At 71.3% G+C, this 2,326-nt stretch carries 2 protein-coding genes; both read right to left on the bottom strand.

The features are described 5' to 3' along the window. Nucleotides 1–201: 201 nt before the first annotated feature. Nucleotides 202–1,122, bottom strand: coding sequence for an aminoglycoside phosphotransferase family protein (locus Q0L15_RS19655; protein WP_296606283.1), 921 nt, complete (start codon nucleotides 1,120–1,122; stop codon nucleotides 202–204). A gap of 114 nt (nucleotides 1,123–1,236) precedes the next feature. After that, nucleotides 1,237–2,326, bottom strand: a 1,090-nt coding sequence (gene lepA / locus Q0L15_RS19650; protein WP_296606281.1) for a translation elongation factor 4, incomplete at its 5' end; no start/stop codon positions are given.

Below are 2,326 nucleotides of genomic sequence, written 5' to 3'. Positions count from 1 at the left end.
ACCGCCTGGTCGACGCCGCCGTGGTGCTTGGTGTCCCCCACCTGGTCACCGTCGAGGCCGAGCGTGCGCACGGCGACCCGCCCGGACACCGGCCGCTTGTCCATGCCGGAGTGGCCGAGGTTGGCGTACGGCGCCTCGCGGTCGAGGCCGACGTTCACGGAGTGCAGGATCGCCACGCACCCATCCTCCCAGGAGGAGGGGTCAATCCTGCACCGATTTCGCCACGGTGACGCAGCGGGTCAGGTACTCCTCGTCGGGCAGCTGCCGAGCCGTCCCGGGCGGGTCCTGCAGCCGCCACAGCGCGTTGCACATCATCCGGAGCACCACCCAGTCGCGGGCGCGGGCCTCGTCGAGGCCGGCGACGTCCACCAGCGTGTGGAAGCGCAGCCGGACGCCGTCGCGCACGCTGCGCGTGGCCGCGAGCAGCTCGTCCCACCGGTTCCACAGCATCGGCGCGGGCTCGAAGTGCGGGTCGCCGCTGAGCGGCTTGGGGTCGATGGCCAGCCACGGCTCGCGGTCGGCGGCGAGGACGTTCGCGTAGTGCAGGTCGGTGTGCACCAGGCGCCCGTCGGTGCCCTCGTCACTGGCGAACGCGCGCCCGATCGACACCGCCTGCTCCACCATCCGGCGCGGCACCGGGGCGTCGCGCGGCAGCGCCGCCAGCTCGTCGCACCACCGGCTCACGCACGAGGAGAGCGTCACGAGCTGGGCCGGCGCCGGCACGTGGAGGCGCCGGTAGAGGCCGCCGACGACCTCGCACGCCTCGACGTCCCACAGGTCGCCGAGGTCCTCGCGGTGCAGCCGCTCGAGCAGCAGCGCGACGCGGTGCGGGTCGGCGCGCAGCAGCTCCACCGCACCGTCGCCGTGCCAACGCTGCAGGGCGATGTGCTCGAGCTCGGCCTCCCAGTGCGGCCAGCTCACCTTGAGCGCCGCGGGGCGACCTCCGGCGGTCCGCACCGGGAGCACGAGCGCGCAGTAGCCGTGCGTCGCCGGACCGTCGGGAGTCAGCTGCCAGTCCTCGAGCAGGCCGCGCACCAGCCCCGGCAGCCGGCCGAGGAAGGCGACCCACTCCGGCCCGCGCGCGGCGTACGCCGAGAACGCCTCGGGGACCTTCACCGTCACTCCGCCATCCCACCAGACCCGTGGTCGCCGGTGCCGGACCGATCGGGTGCCGACCTGGAGATCACTCGATGTCGGCCCGCGCGACCGCGGGCCACGTGACGCGGGAGAGGGCGCCTACTTCTTGCCCTTCTCCCCCGTCGGAGCGTTGGAGAGCGCCGCGATGAACGCCTCCGGCGGGACCTCGACGGTGCCGATGTTCTTCATCCGCTTCTTGCCGGCCTTCTGCTTCTCCAGCAGCTTGCGCTTGCGGCTGATGTCGCCGCCGTAGCACTTGGCGAGCACGTCCTTGCGGATCGCGCGGATGTTCTCGCGCGCGATCACCCGGGCGCCGATCGCGGCCTGGATCGGCACCTCGAACTGCTGGCGCGGGATCAGGTCCTTGAGCTTGCCGGCCATCATCACGCCGTAGGAGTACGCCGCGTCGCGGTGCACGATCGCCGAGAACGCGTCGACCGGCTCGCCCTGGAGCAGGACGTCGACCTTGACCAGGTCGGCCGCCTGCTCACCCGAGCGCTCGTAGTCGAGCGAGGCGTAGCCCTTGGTGCGCGACTTGAGCTGGTCGAAGAAGTCGAAGACGATCTCGCCCATCGGCAGCGTGTAGCGCATCTCCACGCGGTCCTCCGACAGGTAGTCCATCCCCTGCAGGCTGCCGCGCTTGGTCTGGCACAGCTCCATGATCGTGCCGATGTAGTCGCTGGGACTGAGGATCGTGGCGCGGACGACCGGCTCGCGGATCTCGGCGATCTTGCCTTCCGGGAACTCGCTGGGGTTGGTGACCTCGACCTCGGAGCCGTCCTCCATCTGGACGTGGTAGACCACGTTGGGCGCCGTGGAGATCAGGTCGAGGCCGAACTCCCGCTCGAGCCGGTCGCGGGTGATCTCCATGTGCAGCAGCCCGAGGAAGCCGCAGCGGAAGCCGAAGCCGAGCGCGCCGGAGGTCTCCGGCTCGTAGGTGAGCGCGGCGTCGTTGAGCTGGAGCTTCTCCAGCGCCTCGCGCAGGTCGCCGAACTGGTCGCCGTCGATCGGGTAGAGACCGGCGTAGACCATCGGGTTGGGGTGCTTGTAGCCGCCCAGCGCCTCGGTGGCGCCGTGGTTCTGGGTGGTGACGGTGTCACCCACGCGCGACTGGCGCACGTCCTTCACGCCGGTGATCAGGTAGCCCACCTCACCGACGCCGAGCTCGCCCGCCTTGACCTGCTCGGGG

It is taken from the genome of Nocardioides sp., assembly GCF_024509035.1.
Classification (GTDB): Bacteria; Actinomycetota; Actinomycetes; order Propionibacteriales; family Nocardioidaceae; genus Nocardioides.
Note: the sequence above shows the minus strand (reverse complement) of the source record. Positions and strands in the feature narration are given on the sequence as shown.